General features: G+C 45.8%; 16 protein-coding genes. 12 read left to right on the top strand and 4 right to left on the bottom strand.

Annotation, left to right across the window (positions count from 1 at the left end; genetic code table 11):
• The 6 genes from QUA10_RS07480 (at position 1) to QUA10_RS07455 (ending at position 5,742) form a co-directional block, all read left to right on the top strand.
• Complete coding sequence (locus QUA10_RS07480) at positions 1-963, top strand: GNAT family N-acetyltransferase (RefSeq protein ID WP_333082044.1); 963 nt, start codon at positions 1-3, stop codon at positions 961-963.
• Between the two features lie 304 nt (positions 964-1,267).
• A complete protein-coding gene (locus QUA10_RS07475; RefSeq protein WP_333082043.1) occupies positions 1,268-1,468 on the top strand; it encodes a radical SAM protein in 201 nt (66 codons plus the stop codon).
• Between the two features lie 123 nt (positions 1,469-1,591).
• Positions 1,592-1,792: a hypothetical protein gene (locus QUA10_RS07470; RefSeq protein ID WP_333039015.1), complete on the top strand. Its 201-nt coding sequence runs from the start codon at positions 1,592-1,594 to the stop codon at positions 1,790-1,792.
• A gap of 597 nt (positions 1,793-2,389) precedes the next feature.
• On the top strand, positions 2,390-2,851 hold the full coding sequence (locus tag QUA10_RS07465; protein WP_333082042.1) for a hypothetical protein: 462 nt from the start codon (positions 2,390-2,392) through the stop codon (positions 2,849-2,851).
• 194 nt (positions 2,852-3,045) lie between these two features.
• On the top strand, positions 3,046-4,485 hold the full coding sequence (locus QUA10_RS07460; protein WP_333082041.1) for a hypothetical protein: 1,440 nt from the start codon (positions 3,046-3,048) through the stop codon (positions 4,483-4,485).
• Positions 4,486-4,548: 63 nt separating this feature from the next.
• Entirely contained in the window at positions 4,549-5,742 is a 1,194-nt protein-coding gene (locus QUA10_RS07455; protein ID WP_333082040.1) for a hypothetical protein, read from the top strand.
• 73 nt (positions 5,743-5,815) lie between these two features.
• Here QUA10_RS07455 and QUA10_RS07450 read toward each other — a convergent pair whose 3' ends face one another.
• A complete protein-coding gene (locus tag QUA10_RS07450; RefSeq protein WP_333082039.1) occupies positions 5,816-6,070 on the bottom strand; it encodes a DUF433 domain-containing protein in 255 nt (84 codons plus the stop codon).
• A 426-nt stretch (positions 6,071-6,496) separates the two neighbouring features.
• Here QUA10_RS07450 and QUA10_RS07445 point away from each other — a divergent pair, with 426 nt between their 5' ends.
• Positions 6,497-6,838, top strand: coding sequence for a hypothetical protein (locus QUA10_RS07445; RefSeq protein WP_333082038.1), 342 nt, complete (start codon positions 6,497-6,499; stop codon positions 6,836-6,838).
• Between the two features lie 143 nt (positions 6,839-6,981).
• On the opposite strand, the gene QUA10_RS07440 is transcribed toward QUA10_RS07445, so the two are convergent.
• Positions 6,982-7,374, bottom strand: coding sequence for a DUF4189 domain-containing protein (locus tag QUA10_RS07440; RefSeq protein ID WP_333082037.1), 393 nt, complete (start codon positions 7,372-7,374; stop codon positions 6,982-6,984).
• Between the two features lie 152 nt (positions 7,375-7,526).
• Here QUA10_RS07440 and QUA10_RS07435 point away from each other — a divergent pair, with 152 nt between their 5' ends.
• From QUA10_RS07435 to QUA10_RS07420, 4 genes are all read left to right on the top strand, one after another.
• Positions 7,527-8,354, top strand: a complete 828-nt coding sequence (locus tag QUA10_RS07435; protein WP_333082036.1) for a hypothetical protein — start codon at positions 7,527-7,529, stop codon at positions 8,352-8,354.
• A gap of 205 nt (positions 8,355-8,559) precedes the next feature.
• Positions 8,560-9,198: a ThiF family adenylyltransferase gene (locus tag QUA10_RS07430; RefSeq protein WP_333082035.1), complete on the top strand. Its 639-nt coding sequence runs from the start codon at positions 8,560-8,562 to the stop codon at positions 9,196-9,198.
• Between the two features lie 130 nt (positions 9,199-9,328).
• Entirely contained in the window at positions 9,329-9,685 is a 357-nt protein-coding gene (locus QUA10_RS07425; RefSeq protein WP_333086214.1) for a peptidoglycan-binding domain-containing protein, read from the top strand.
• A 143-nt stretch (positions 9,686-9,828) separates the two neighbouring features.
• Positions 9,829-10,395, top strand: a complete 567-nt coding sequence (locus QUA10_RS07420; RefSeq protein ID WP_333082033.1) for a DUF924 family protein — start codon at positions 9,829-9,831, stop codon at positions 10,393-10,395.
• Between the two features lie 208 nt (positions 10,396-10,603).
• Here QUA10_RS07420 and QUA10_RS07415 read toward each other — a convergent pair whose 3' ends face one another.
• Together QUA10_RS07415 and QUA10_RS07410 are read right to left on the bottom strand one after the other, a co-directional pair.
• Positions 10,604-11,950: a sorbosone dehydrogenase family protein gene (locus QUA10_RS07415; protein WP_333082032.1), complete on the bottom strand. Its 1,347-nt coding sequence runs from the start codon at positions 11,948-11,950 to the stop codon at positions 10,604-10,606.
• Between the two features lie 837 nt (positions 11,951-12,787).
• Entirely contained in the window at positions 12,788-13,288 is a 501-nt protein-coding gene (locus QUA10_RS07410) for an autotransporter (protein ID WP_333082031.1), read from the bottom strand.
• 670 nt (positions 13,289-13,958) lie between these two features.
• On the opposite strand from QUA10_RS07410, the gene QUA10_RS07405 reads away from it, so the two are divergent.
• Positions 13,959-14,594 (top strand): L,D-transpeptidase, encoded by a 636-nt coding sequence (locus tag QUA10_RS07405; RefSeq protein WP_333082030.1) that lies wholly within the window; start codon positions 13,959-13,961, stop codon positions 14,592-14,594.
• Positions 14,595-14,728 lie beyond the last annotated feature (134 nt).

Genomic DNA, 14,728 nt, shown 5'->3' with positions numbered 1-14,728 from the left:
ATGATGGCAAGTCTCTCGGCGCGCTGCTATGCGGGCGATCGCGATTTAGATGCGATCGCCCATTTAATCAATACTTGCGAAGAAGTCGATCGGCTCGACGAAGGTACTTCCATCTCGGAATTGCAACAAGAATTTAACCAACCGTCCCTAGACAAAGCCCGCGATATTCGCCTTTGGGAAGATGTGGAGGGAAAATTAATCGGTTTCGCTCGGTTGTGGATTTCTGAACCTGGGGAAGTAATTGATGGTTGGCTGTGGTTTCGCGTTCACCCCGACGCGCGCGGTGGTGATGTGGAAGCAGCCGCGATCGCCTGGGGTGAAGTGCGGATGCGCGAGGTGTCTGCGATGCGGGGCGCGCGCGTGAAGCTGCGAACCTACGCGCGCGCTGAGGATTGCGATCGCATTTCTGTGCTGACAAGTTGCGGTTTTAAGGTCGATCGCTATTTTTACCGAATGGCGCGATCGCTTTCTGAACCGATCCCAGAACCGCAATTCCCACAAGGTTTTGCCCTCATTCAGTTCCCCGGCGAACAGGATGCGGCAGCTTGGGTAGAAATGTTCAACCAGTCGTTTATCGATCACTGGAATCATCACGATTTAACGGTAGATAAATTTAAGCACCAGTTAGCTAAACCCGATTACAGAAATGATTTAGACTTGATTGCTGTTGCTGATGATGGCACATTTGTCAGTTTTTGTTACTGCGAGATTAGTGTGGAAAAGTGCGATCGTACCGGGCGCAATGAAGGCTGGATTGCTTGTCTCGGCACTAGGCGCGGCTTCCGCAAAATCGGATTGGGACGAGCGATGTTGCTCGCTGGTTTGCATCGGCTCAAAGCTGCCGGTGTCGCTACTGCTATTCTCGGCGTGGATGCTGAAAATTCATCAGGTGCATTGCATCTTTACGAGTCTGCTGGCTTCCACAATATTCGCGATAGCATTTCTTATGTTAAGGACGTTTGATCGATGTTACAGTTCGCGATCGCGCTCGCACCCAAGAAACCGGGTTTTTTACTGAATCTGCGGGTTGCAACGAAGTATTTTCGTGAAAAAACCCGGTTTCTCGCCCCTCGTGTAAGTTTTATCTAAAAAACTTTTGCTACCCCCTTGACACCTGTGTAGTATTTATGTAGTATAAAAATATGGAAAGCGTAGGACAAGCAAAAACTTGTATTTTCCGTGCAAATTCTGAACCTTGACAACTGAATATTGCTCAAAATTTCAAGGAACATCAAGTTGGAAGTCTTGCAATACAGACTCGATGGTCATGTTGTTACTTTATACGAGACTGTTCGGTTACAAACTGACTCGACCAGAGTCAGATGCTGTAGGAAATCAGTCTAATTTCAATGAATTTCATGCGGATTCAGAACAGACAAGTTCGGCCAGAGTTCAAGCAACCAAAAAGGCTGAGAAAATCCGCAAAATCAAACAAGCTTATCACCTAGAACGGCGCTTCTTTCAGTAAAGGTTATCAGATTTCGTGAATCTTTACCGCTACTGGCAATTTGCTAAGTCTCACAAAAAGCCAAAGTCAAGAGCAGATAAGCTACCAATTCCAAATCCAAAATTGCTCTAGGAGGTATCGGTAATGGTTCACATTCGTTTTGAAGGACGTTCCTATGACTTGGCGGAAAACCAACTGGGTATCGCGGCAGGAATGAGCGACAAGGCTATTAAGGAACGTCTGGCAAAGCATTTTGATGTCAAGGGCGAGCGCTTCGAGTCTTACGTGCTCGATCGCCGTCCCAGCGGTGATTTAATTGTCCGCCCAGAAGCTGTTTACGGCTAGAAATTAACTTAAAGCACGTATTAGACAGCGCACCCCAACTAAAGAAGCTTACAAACTGGAAACGTTCAAGTTAAAATCCAATTGTAGGTTCAATTCCTACCGGCCCCTAGGCTGAAAAAAAGCTTCTCTGACTTGTGCGCTGCCTTTTATAGCTGAATTTTTTATATTTTTCAGGCGCTTAAAAGTTCCACTTCGCGCCCCAACAAAGGAAGCTTACATACTAGCTCATTGGTAGAGCATTTCTCTTTAACAGAAAAGGTCGCGGGTTCAACTCCTGCGTATGTGCCAACGGCTTTCTTAACTTTCGCGAAGTGACTTTTAATGCTATAAAATGCAAAAATAATTGAGCAATTTAGAATAATCAAAAGTCAAAATTTTCTAGTTTAGAGATTAGAAAAATTTTGTTCCGCACCCTAACGAGTGAAGCGAATACACACATTATAATCGATTTGTCGCAGGTTCAAATCCTGCCAGCCCCGTTTAAGGGGCTGTAGCTCAGGGGTAGAGCGATCGGACAGTCAAAACGCTTTGCGAACTTGTGCGGAACATCTCATCTTTATAAATATTAGATATAAAAGTGGTGAGGAGAATTAAATTATGAAAAATACAACTCTAATTTACCGATCGCCCAGCGAGATAGACAGTCTGATTCATGCCTTCCAAGAAGGCAGCCTGCCGCGAAGTCAATGGACTCACGAAGCACATTTAACGGTTGCTCTGTGGTATCTGTTTTATGATTCGGAACAAGAAGCGATAAATGCGGTGCGGAATGGCATTAAAAGTTACAACTCGGCTCAGGGAATTGAGACTACAAAAGATGGCGGATATCACGAAACGCTAACGCTGTTTTGGGTGCGAACTATTCGCCGATATCTCGCCGATGAAAGCCGGAATCGATCGATGGTAAATCTTGCTAACGGTTTGATTGCAAAATATGCCGAGCGCACTTTACCTTTTACCTACTACACGCGCGATCGGTTGATGTCTTGGGAAGCTCGAATTAACTGGGTTGAACCCGATTTGAGAACCCTTGAACTAGAAACAGTTTCCCTCAAATAATTTTCAATAGCAGTTTTTGCCGCGCCCCAATCGCGAGAGCTTACATACAAGCCCTATTGAGGTTTACCAAAAAAAGCTCCCCAAACTTGCGCGGTGATTTTTAAATTTTACTCGCTAGCGTGCAACAACTGCCAACCGCCGATTTGGAATACTTCTCAAGTCCAAAATCCAAAATCAATAGGAAGGTAAAAACAATGAATATGAATACAGCAGAACGCGATTTGCGTTTGGAAATGCTCAACAGTCTGCTCACCACTCCTCACCGTGTATTAGAAAAAGTAGCAGAAATTCACAAGTTAATTATCGAATTAGACCCCATTTTTTACGGTCATTTAGCAGTGTGGTATCAACGCCACGGCGACGTGCGCGATCACAAGGAAGTTTTTGCCGGAAATTTGCTGACTTCGGCGCTGACGGAACACCGAGATGCCGGGTTTATGATGCTGCAAGAGTTCCCTCCCTACGAGGTTTCGCGGATTGTGGACTTTATGAAGCGGCATCAGAATAAGGTGCCCCGCAGCGCGCGCACTGCTGTCACTCGCTATCTGAAATCGCGGGAAAAGAATGCACAGTTTTTCGATCGCGCCGCCCTCCGCAACCGCAAGGCGATGAAGCATTTGTACGCAACGCTGCACGTCAAGCCGAGCGATCGCGCTAACGCTATTCTCTTCAAAGACAATCCGCCGGAAGACTCTCTGGCGTTCGTTTTGAAGCAGTTGGCCAAGGCGGCGACACCTGCGGAACAGGCGAATTTGATTGTTGAGTACAAGATTCCGTATACGATCGCAGTTGGTGCGATCAGACAGCTAACGCCAACGGTTTTGGCGGCGCTAATTAACTCGATGTCGCCGCAGGAAGTCATCAACAATTTGAAATCGATTCAGTCGCGCGGCGCGATGGATCACGCGGAAGTCAAGCAGTTGATTGACTCGAAGCTGGATGAAGCGGCAAAGTGCGATCGGGTTTCTGCTTACAAAGCGAGTGTTGCGGGCGCGGGGGCGAACTTCGACGCAGCAACGGCGGCGAAGCTGGAAGCGGTGACAAACGAACAGGTGAAGAAGCGCGGCAAGATTGCCAAAGCAACCGGTTTGTTGATTGACAAGTCGGGAAGCATGGAAAGTGCGATCGAAGTCGGGAAGCGTCTAGCTGCTTTGATTTCCGGCATTTCCGAGGCTGCACTGTTCGTTTATGCCTTTGACACGATGCCGTATCCAGTGCAAGCAAACGGCAGCGAATTGACAGACTGGGAACGCGCTTTCAAGCACATTCGGGCGGGCGGCGGCACAAGTTGCGGTTGCGCGGTGGAAGCAATGCGAATTAAAAAGCAGGTTGTCGAACAATTCATTCTGGTAACAGATGAAGGCGAAAACACCGCACCTTATTTCGCAGATGCTTATCAGAATTACTGCCGCAGTTTGGGGGTAATTCCTGATGTTGTGATTGTGCGAGTTGGTGCTTGGTGCGAATATGTCCAGAAGCAATTGAAGGACAAACAAGTATCGGTGGAAACCTTTACGTTTGCGGGAGATTACTACTCCTTACCGAATTTAGTGCCGATGTTGAGCCGTCCTTCGCGGCTGGAATTGTTGATGGAAATTCTGGATACATCGCTGCCGGTCAGGGATGATAAGTGATATAATTGGGCATGGCTCGTGAGTTAAGCTTGCGGCCAATGCTCACTTTATGGGAGAGCTACTGTGCCATACCTCAAAGCAAAACATCTATCAACCCAAGGTAAAAGGTTGAATGAGAGGGTAAAAACTGCTAATCGCAAGTTAATTTATATTGGTGGTGAAATCAGGTTTCAATCCGAGATGGATTTGGAAGATTATATAGATGAGAAATTTGATGAAATATTTCCCTCGCTAATTAAAATCAAAAGGCAGCATACTGTAAAAATGCAGCGATGCGATTTATTGTGCTGTACCAAATCCGAAAATCAGCCGATAATTATTGAGTTGAAAAATGAAGAAGATCGAGGATTAGTTTCGCAGCTAACTCGGTATCGTAAAGCTATTATCACCAATAAATGCTTTGATGATAAAATTGACTATTCTTTGCCAGTTAAAATGATAGCGATCGCACCTAGTTTTCACAATGATAATTATACAGATAAAGAAGCTTCAAAATTTGAAGATGATTTTTGCTTTTGGGAATTTGCTGTAGAAAATCATCATAACTCAGGTCAATTTAAACTATTAAGTCAAATTTATGAAATTTCTTACCCTGTATTTGGGTTGCCAGAAATCTCTCCTAATTTAGATATTAGCAGTTTACCTGCTTTTACTTGCAATTTTGTAGGTAGGCTCCCACCCGACTATCATACAGATTTTCTTAAGTGGCGAACTTTGCTTTTGTCTCAGCCAAAAGTAAAAGAAATGGTTAGTAGCACTTACAGAAAAATATTGTATGGAACTGGGGATGGAGTGAATCACAAAAAAGTGGCCGAAATAACTAACACTACTAACGGAATCGTTTTATTTCTTTGGTTGCCAACAGCAGTTAGTAAAAACATCAAAACACCGGTAACTCGATTTGGATTTGTTTTGAAAAAAGGAAGCAACCCTTTTTCTGAAAATTCTTCCATAGAATGGGTCGTCTGTACAAAAGATACTATCAACTTAAAAGAGCAACCTCAACCAAATACATTTTCAGGAATGACTAGACATGGAATGTTAAAATGGTGTAAACCTAATATGTACTTGACGCAAGCTGCACTAGGTTATAATAATAATAGTTTTTGGTTGCTTCTCAATCTTCTTAAAGGTATTACTCCTCCTCTGGATAACACTACTCTGGAATGGTGGAAATCTTACGCAAAGGAGACACCCACTAATTTAGGCTGGTTTATAGATTTAGCTATCAAAACCTGGAATTATCGCGTCAAGTAGAACTTTTATATACGGATACATTCAGCAGCAAACGAAAAACAGCCCGCAATCCTTCAGGTGTTAGCATTGTAAATTATTCTCTAATTTGAGCGATAATTGCTTGTAATTCTGGATTAGCGATGGATGACACTAACTGGGAATCCGCACCAGCCAAAGCCGCGCGCAACTTTTCCGAAGTCAGTGCGGGATATTTTTCTAACACCTGCTGTTGAGTCCATCCCGCAGCAAAAAGCCCTAGCAAAAATTCTACAGATAATCGAGTGTCTGGTGCTGCGGGTTGATTTGTGGAAGCTTTCGGGTTTGGATGAATGAGCTTTCGCCAGTCCATTGTTTTACTTAAACGATTTGGGAAGATTCCGCCGATTATACTGCATTTGGGCACAGTGGAAACACGGGCCTTGTTGACTGATTGTGTAACATGATACGGCAGGTAATACCATTTTAGATTTGAGATTTTAGATTGGGAATCACTCATGACAACCAGGGTTTGGGGTTTGGCGACTGTGGCATTTTTTTTTGAGCTGGTGTCATTTCCCGATTTTGCGATTAAATTGTTATTACGATCGCAGTACAGCGCTTTCTTATAGACTAGAGTGATGGGGTAGCGACGGGGCTATCGACCTTTTTGCTCCAGTCCGTTTCTATACCAAACTGCGATTGCGCTAAATCTCAAGCCACTGTGCAACCAACTGTGCAGCGAACTGTGCAACCCACTGTGCAACCCACAATACAACTACTTTAACTTCTTAAAACTATGGGAAAAAAGTCGAAAGCCAAAAAATCCCAGGTCAAAAAATCCAGTTTGCTTTGCCAGCGACTCCAAGAAGCTCTCGATCGAGGCAGCAAAGTTTGGATTAAAACAAATAATAGCAGTTTTGGCGGCATCCCGATTAATTTGTTCGCTGACTTTGTGGAACTTTTGGTGATAGTTCCCCCTAACGAACAGGCGGAAAATATCGATGCTTACGGACAAGTTACGTGGCTGATTCGACTCTCTGATATTATTGCACTCGCTTACCCTACTGAATACTGGTCTAAAGATAGATTAGAAAGTTTGCTGCCACCTGATGCAGTTACTTCCGAAGTAGGAGATTAACTGTAAGGTGCACTCTGATAGCACCCTACTTTTAGCCGAATGGTAAGTGGAAGGTACGCCGAAGAGCACTTTACACTTACCATTTTATAAGCTGTTTTACCAGCGAAAATATAAACAACTCCGACCGATTTTTATCAGTTTAATTATTCGTTGCAAGCTGAAAGCTTCACTTTACAACGGCCACCCTCTAGTTCGCTGCAAGCGGCGAGAGCTTGAGCTTCTGCTGCTGATTTGTCGTCACCCCAGCCCGCACCTGCTCCTCCTTCGCCTAATGCGATCGCTCCACAATTATTGGTATTATAGGTCAGCGCTTCGCAGTCGTCAGCACCTCCTGTTTCTTCATTGCAGGCGGCTACTGCTGCGTTTAGTGCCCCTCTCTGTGAATCATGATTCCAACTAATACCAGTGGCGCCAGAAGTCGCAGAATAAGCAGTAGCTCCATAGGTGGTCTGAGCTTTAGCTACCTGGGCTGACCCCAAAATAGGAAGTGTCAGAGCTGTCACTACAACCAACTTAGAAAAAAGCTTTGGCAGCATATTTACTTGAGATATTTACAAGGTTAAAATTCTATCCTCGCTCAATATTATATTAGGATATTCATTCGTGTCAAGAGTGTTTACAATTCTTTGTATTGGCTTTAATTAAAAGTGCGTTCTGTACAATAAGTAAGATTCAGGAGGTCAATCCATTGGCAAATATTCGCAGAATTCTCAGCCAACTTGCGGCCCAAGAAGGGCAGCTACTCGATACCCAATTCCTGGCTCCCTGCGTGCGCGGGGGAAGCGTGCGGATAAGAGTTAGCTCAATGGTTTATACTTTTCAACCACAGCCACGCAACTTTGAAGGATGGGCTATTTTTGCGCCAGTAAATGAGAAAAATGCTGCGGTAATTGAGGAGCCGATTTGGCCGCAAGTGGCCGAGTATTTGCAACTGCTCGTACCTGTTCGCTTGCACTTGGCTTGTGTGCTGCAAGGGCAAACGTGGCTGGCTTATCCTGTTAACGAATCTGATGCTAAACAGCGCACAGGTGTTGCGAAACCCGTACCAGTTCATTTAGTAACTGAAGGTTCGCAATTTGAGCCGATTGTTGCACGGTGGGACGGTCATTGTTGGTGGTTTGAAGAGATTGACAGGCGCGCCGATCCGCTGCCCTCTGAGCAGTTGAAAGCAGCTTTAAAAAAGTTGATTTTACCTCAAGAAATTCGCTTTAAAGGGATGACGCCGGAAATGCGAACTGTTTACGAATTGGTGTCCCGAAATATTAAAGATTTCAATCCAAAAGTACGGGCAGAACAGCGCTTGCAGCGGGCGCTAAAAATGGGCGGCGGTGAATTGCGGGATTTTGGCGATCGCGAAAATTATTGGCTGGTTGAATGGACTAGCGGAACGGGAGAACACCACACTTCTGCGATCGCGAAAAATGACTTGACAGTTATGAGTGCGGGCATTTGTCTCAGCGGATTGGACAAAGACTTCGACTTGCAATCATTAGTTGGAGTAGTTGAAGATAGATAATGGGAATGGGGCATGGGGCATGGGGCATGGGGCATTGGGGAATATCTAATAGTTAGTGGTCACTTGTCACTTGTCAGCTGTTAGTTGTTAGTTGTTAGTTGATCCTGGTTTTTATAATAAAAAATAATCAAGAAATAACCAATGCCCTGTTTGGCAAATGCCCCATGCCCCATGCCCCATGCCCCATTCCCAATTAGCAATTACCATGAGTATATTTTTTCACGAACAACTTTACAGAAGTGCGGCCGTGATGTCGCAGATCAAAAATTTCCCGGTAACGGTGTGCGGCGCGGGCGCTTTGGGTGCGAATATTACAGAAAGTCTGGCGCGATCGGGCTTTTGTCAGTTAAAAGTCATCGATCGCGATCGCATCGAGGAACGCAACCTTTCCACTCAACCCTATTATCGATCGGACATCGGCGCATTCAAAGCCAAAATTCTCGCCAACAACCTCTACCGCGCTTTGTCCGTCAGCATTGACGCGCACTCAAAAGAATTGACGCCCGCAAATGCCGATCGGCTGCTTGCCAACAGCGCCACAGTCATCGATACTTTTGATAACAGTGTCGGGCGGCAAGCAGTCAAGGATTACTGTGCGAGTGTCTCCCTTCCCTGCGTGCACGTCGGATTAGCTGCCGATTACTCCGAAATAATTTGGAACCAACACTATCGGGTTCCTTCAGCGACGAATGATGACGTTTGCGATTACCCGCTGGCGCGAAACTTGGTAATCCTGACAGTTGCAGTTGCCTGCGAAGTTATTGTTACCTTTGCTGCTACCAAACAGCAACAAAATTTAACTTGCACGATCGGAGATTTTGCAGTAAAGCCACTTATATTGTAGAATGTCGGTTGACTGTTGCCAGAAACCCGGTGAATCGAGATTGGATGCCCCCATCCCAGAAACCCGGTTTCTCACCCTCAAACAATCGTCCAACTTGCAAAAAACGCTTGAGAAAATTAACAGGGAAAGTATGGTTGGATCGCAGACTTTTTATTATTTACTTGCAGTTCTCGGCTTATTAGTTTTGACTGGCGCAAATGCAGCAAACTATACAGCGGGCAGCGCAATTTGCCCCACTAATGATTGCCACGAACCACAAGTCAGACACCATAAAAGGATTTTAAAATGCGGCTCGAAAGGGCACGATGTGAAGAAACTGCAAAAGTTGTTGAACGCGCGGGGCTTGTCCGCACACCCGATCGTAATTGATGGCGTTTTCGGTCCGACAACCGAAGATGCAGTGAAGAAATTTCAGCGGCAAGCTCATATTCCTGTAGACGGAGTTGTTGGAGGCAAAACTTGGGACAGACTGTTTGCTAGTTTGTAACTTTAAGCACCGGACAACAAAGGTTCCTAAGTCATCATTGCTAATCATTAATCGCTGCGGTTTGTAGTTGGACAGATAGCGCATTTTGTGCAACTACAGACACAGAAGCTTTAATCAACAATCAATCGCCTACTAGATTGCTAATGAATGAAGTTTTAGATTTTTGGTTTGGTCGATCGAACTCTCCAGAGTTTGGCAAAGTCCACAAGAAATGGTTTGAAAAAAATGCGGATTTTGATGCAGAAGTGCGATCGCGATTTCTTCCGCAATACGAACTCGCCGCCTCCGGTCAACTTGACTCATGGCAAGATTCCCTCGAAAACTGCCTAGCATTAATTCTACTGCTCGATCAATTCCCGCGTAATATGTTTCGCGGAACACCTCAAGCATTCGCCACAGACAGCAAAGCTTTAGCCACCGCCGAATACGCTGTTAATCATAACTTCGATCGCGAATTGCTGACTGTACAAAAATTATTTGTTTATATGCCTTTTGAACACAGCGAAAACTTAGAAAACCAGCAAAAATCTGTCGAACTATTTAGCCAACTCAGCGGCGAACCTGACAGCGATTCATTCATTGAATACGCGATGCAGCATTTGGAAATAATCGAGCGTTTTGGGAGATTTCCTCACCGCAATCAAATTCTCGGACGCGAAACAACCCCGGAAGAAGCGGAATTTCTCAAACAACCCGGTTCTGGATTTTAAAGCGCGATCGCAAAATCTCGATCGTTCTGATATATTCGAGGTTGTAGAGGCGGTTTGAGCGCGCAATCACAACCAACAGCAGGCAATCTGTCTACAAAACCCGCCCCAACCCAGCAAATCTCAAATTGAATAGAAATTAGAAAAGAAGATCCATTGTTGATTCAACAAAAAGTAGACGCTGGTCAAGAATTTATTAATCCCCCCATCGTCACCCGCGATACTGCACCCGATAAATCCGGTTGTTCGCTTCCTCAGTAAATAGCAAACTCCCGTCAGGTAAAACCAGCAAACCAACCGGCCTTCCCCAAGTTGTCGGGCCCGACGGATCTGTGAGAAAACCAGTCAGAAAATCCTCATAATAACCTTGAGGGCGTCCATTCGCGGCATTAAAAGGTACAAACACGATTTTATAACCAGTTCCAGCGTTCCGGTTCCAACTCCCACGAAACGCCACAAATGCCCCGTTCGAGAATCTTTTGGGAAACGTTTTGCCGTCGTAAAACTGAAGCCCCAAAGCGGCCGAATGCGCCTGAAACAACACGTCCGGCATTAATGTTTTAGCCGCTAAATCAGGTCGATCGCTATTGCCATTTCTGGAGTGGCGCGGGTCGAGCAAATTCGGCTTAAAATAAGTGTAAGGCCAGCCGTAAAACTCGCCTTGACGAATTCTTGTCAAGTAATCCGGCACCAAATCATCTCCCAAACCGTCGCGTTCGTTGACTGTCGTGTAGAGTTGATTAGTTTTTGGGTGAAAATCCAATCCCACCGGATTTCGCAAACCGGAAGCAAAAATTTGCTGGTTCTTGCCGTCCAAATTCATCACTTGAACAGATGCCCTCGGCAGCGGTTCGACATCGGCATTAGACTGCGATCCAACTGAGACGAAAAGCTTGCTCTTGTCGGGAGAAACGACAACATTTCGCGTCCAGTGTTGGTTGTAGCCACCGCCCGGTAAATCGGCAATTTTTTGACCAGTACCGATTAATTGTTCCTGCCCTTTTGTGTAGGGAAATCGGCGGACTTCAGCGGTATTTCCGAGGAAAAAATAGCGATCGGCAAAAGCCATGCCAAAGGGAATATTTAACCCGTTTTGGGCACTTGCAAAAGTTTTGCGAACCTCAGCAACCCCGTCGCGGTTGGCATCCCGCAACAGTGTAATCCGATTTTGCCGGGTTTCTGTTACCAAAACATCGCCTGTCGGCGTCAAAGCCAGCCATCGGGGAGCGTCTAAATTGTCAGCAAAAACGTTGACGACAAAGCCAGGAGGCACTCGCAGCACTGGCGAGGTGGGAATCGGTACTACTTGAGGAGGTTTTGAGGCGCTTTCGCTGGCTCCTGGCTGCGGCAAAGTAGTTGCAACAATGCGGATTGGCTGCGGCGACAGCGGTTTGGTCGGTACAATTTGATTTGTCCCAACATTTGACAGGGGTGCACGGGAGGGAATTTGAGACACGGGGCCGTTGTCGCCCACAGCAGGGGCGATCGCATCTGTAGCTCGATCGCACGCAATCATCGGCAACAGCAGAATTAGCAGCAAGAAACGCAGGTAATACATAGCAGCGATTTCTCAACAATTGCTGGACAATTCTATTATTCTAACTGCTAGTGAAATACCTAACACTAACCTTGCGGTGAGCGTGTAGGCTTCATGTCTCATTTGCCGTTGCTCTGTTGGGTATCCCATTACTGGGTATTCGTCACCTAAGACGATCCGAGTCTTACACAGCATCTCTGGGTTTTTACACCCTTTATCCCCAACGCATGAGGAACCCACGCAGTCGCCCTGTTTCCCAAGGCAAAAAACTGTTTTCGTACAACAAACATGGTTTCTTTTTTAGGGCAGGGCGTTACCTTACCAACCAGCGGTCTGTTCTTTCCTCCTTTCTCTCGCAGTTTCCCGGTAAGCATATTACTGCTACTATGACCGTTCCGTATTGCAGCCGAGTGAGTGGGTCGCAACCAATTATATTATACAGGTTTCTGTTATAAAATCCGCGAATTGTAGATTTCTTTATAGACCTTGCTCGGCTTATATCCCCGCGCGAAACGGAGTACCGTTATAGCGGGGGACTTACGCCGATTGAGTTAAACAGCTAAGCCACCGCCGACGCGGTGGCTTAATTCCATTTACTGATACCAGTTGCAAAAAAGAATGCAACTGTAGGCAAGTGCTCCAAGCTTTGAGCTTGATCAGTCAATCAATTTTAGATTTTAGATTTTAGATTTTAGATTGAACAAAGCGACCCCATTGATAAATCCGGGGGCTTGCCATCGGGATTCGGAGCTTTTTTATCGCTCCACGAATGAATCCCAGGGCCCCGGACCAAATTGCTTTTGGTCATTCCCAATCTTCAATACGAAAATCGAAAATCGAAAATGGCATAACCTAGCTCTACCAAAGTCCTCTCACAGGAGCCGGACGGGGAGCCGGAGCCGGAATTGGACGGGGAGCCGGACGAGGAGCCGGAGCCGGAGCCGGACGAGGAGCTGGACGCGGTGGCGGTTCTGGAGCCGGACGCGGTGCCGGTGCTGGGGTGGCGGGACGAGCAACCGTTGTGGCTACCACCTTATAATCGGGGATCACCGCGATATTTTGGATCTGAGATCCGGCGACGGTAGCTCTGACTTTCATTCCCGGTACTAGGCCAATAATTCTCAGAACGCATCTTTGAATCCTGAGAGTCCTGTACGGCGCGCTTTCTTCGCGAATAGTTACTACATCGCCGACAATACTTTTGACAAAACCGACAATGGTTGTAGTGTTTGCTGTTGTGGTGGTCTGCGTTTGGGCTATTTGAGTTGCAGGGTTAGCCATCGCAGGATGTACTGAGACCGCCGAAATTACCACCGACAGTGTTGCACCTGTCAATAATTTGATGTTCTGAAGACGCATTGAAACCTCACATTAACTGCTATTCAGGGTCGGGTTTGCTTCCGCTGCACGAAAGTCCCAACCTCTATACCTAATCCAGTTTAATCCCCAAAGTAGGAAATTTATGACAATCTCAAAAAAAGATTATCGAACAAGTATTGAAAGACTAAATTTTACATCATAAGTTCCCGATTTACAACAAGTTCAGCGGTTTGCCTCTCTAGAGTGTTGCCGTGATATATTGAGTTTATTCGATCGACCGTTGCAGTTTTTTTCCGCCCACCTAACTGTTGCTGGGGGGAACTCTACCCAAAGACAGATTGTGCTTGCCGGATACAGCAGCGCCATAGTTTGAATACTCGATTGCCAGTCGGCCATTACTAAAAAATCCAATTAGTCGGAGGGAAAATTTAATCATTTTCTTGCAAGATTTACCCATAAACCGGGTTTTTTAACGACATTCTATTGCGTAACTCCACTGAGCCACTTATAAAAACCTTGTTGTTTTGGTATTATTGCCTAAGCTTTGTGTTGAGTTACAAGTTATCAGTGGTGGAATTTAAACTAAAAACTGTACAGCGCAGTTGCCGTCAAAAAGCCATCTCAAAAATTTTCTCATCAGGTGCGGTTGGCAGATAATTAGATAGGAACTTTGTAGGAAATGCTGGTGAGGAGTTTAGCGAAGAAAACAATGGTGAAGAGCAAATTTTTGTTTAACAAGTTAATTGTACTGAGCTTGAGTGCAGCCGCGCTGTCGGTCGGCCTACAGCAGCAGGCGACTGCCGAATTGGTGGCTAATTCAAGTAATAGTGCGATCGCAGCGCAGCGGCCCACATCCGAGACACAATTGCCGAATCTTGGAACCCCAGAACTGCCGCCCTTGGGAGAACCATTTCGTTATATTCCCCAGGAACCAAAGCCTGCGGTAAATCCTATTGAGGAAGTGCGTTTAGTCCTGAAATTGCGAGAACGCCGCGTCTATGTTTACCGACAAAATAAGGTGCAAACCAGTTTCCCGGTTGCTGTGGGAAAAGGTGGGTGGGAAACTCCTACAGGCAATTTTAAAGTTATGCAAATGATCAAAGATCCTGTTTGGCAAAATCCTTGGACAGGAGAACTTATTCCTGCTGGACCAGACAATCCATTAGGGAGTAGGTGGATGGGATTTTGGACGGATGGCAAGAATGTGATTGGTTTTCATGGTACTCCGAATCCAGAGTCGATCGGGGGGGCAGCTTCTCACGGTTGTGTCAGAATGTTTGACAAAGACGCACAGGCTTTATTTGAGAAAGTCGCAGTTGGGACACCGGTGATAGTTGAGCATTAGTTATTCGGAGGTTGGGGTGCATAAAAACAAATGAACAGGCAAGATGCCTGTTCCACAAAGACTTAAATTTGGTTGTGGGCTGGGCATCATGCCCGCCCATGAAAGACTTATTGATAATGCAGCTATTGGGTGAG

This window comes from Microcoleus sp. Pol8_D6, assembly GCF_036700965.1.
GTDB lineage: Bacteria > Cyanobacteriota > Cyanobacteriia > Cyanobacteriales > Microcoleaceae > Microcoleus.
The sequence above is the reverse complement of the archived record's forward strand: the minus strand, read 5'-3'. Positions and strand labels throughout refer to the sequence as shown.